The organism is Streptomyces sp. NPDC012935 (assembly GCF_042900345.1).
Lineage (GTDB): Bacteria > Actinomycetota > Actinomycetes > Streptomycetales > Streptomycetaceae > Streptomyces.
On record NZ_JBIBBC010000116.1, the window covers coordinates 1 to 1,084 of the forward strand.

Sequence of the window (1,084 nt, forward strand, 5' to 3'; positions counted from 1 at the left end):
CTTCGAGCGGGTTCCGCCCCAGGATCTCGACGCCGAGCAGTCCGTCCTCGGCGGCATGCTGCTGTCGAAGGACGCCATCGCCGACGTGGTCGAGGTCATCAAGGGCCACGACTTCTACAAGCCGGCACACGAGACGATCTTCCAGGCGATCCTCGACGTCTATGCGAAGGGCGAGCCGGCCGACCCGATCACCATCGCGGCGGAGCTCACCAAGCGCGGTGAGATCAACAAGGTTGGCGGTGCGGCCTATCTGCACACCCTCGTGCAGACGGTGCCGACGGCGGCGAACGCCGAGTACTACGCGGAGATCGTCCACGAACGGGCCGTCCTGCGCCGTCTGGTCGAGGCGGGCACCCGCATCACGCAGATGGGATACGCGGCCGACGACGACGTCGACGAGATCGTCAACCGCGCCCAGGCGGAGATCTACGCCGTCACCGAGCAGCGCACCAGCGAGGACTACCTGCCGCTCGGCGACATCATGGAGGGCGCCCTCGACGAGATCGAGGCGATCGGTTCCCGCACCGGCGAGATGACCGGTGTTCCCACGGGATTCACCGACCTCGACTCGCTCACCAACGGCCTCCACCCGGGCCAGATGGTCGTCATCGCGGCCCGCCCGGCCATGGGTAAGTCCACGCTCGCGCTCGACTTCGCCCGTGCGGCCTCCATCAAGCACAACCTGGCGAGCGTCATCTTCTCCCTGGAGATGGGGCGCAACGAGATCGCGATGCGTCTGCTCTCGGCCGAGGCCCGCGTGGCCCTCCACCACATGCGCTCCGGCACGATGACGGACGAGGACTGGACCCGGCTGGCCCGGCGGATGCCCGAAGTCTCGGCGGCCCCGCTCTACATCGACGACTCCCCGAACCTGTCGATGATGGAGATCCGCGCGAAGTGCCGTCGCCTGAAGCAGCGCAACGACATCAAGCTCGTGATCATCGACTATCTCCAGCTGATGCAGTCCGGTGGCTCCAAGCGCTCCGAGAGCCGTCAGCAGGAGGTCTCGGACATGTCCCGTAACCTCAAGCTGCTCGCCAAGGAGCTCGAGGTCCCGGTCATCGCCCTCTCACAGCTCAACCGT

At 66.6% G+C, this 1,084-nt stretch carries 1 protein-coding gene; it reads left to right on the forward strand.

What is annotated here, in order from left to right:
* Positions 1–1,084, forward strand: a 1,084-nt coding sequence (gene dnaB, locus ACFY5C_RS41955; RefSeq protein ID WP_389455372.1) for a replicative DNA helicase, incomplete at both ends; no start/stop codon positions are given.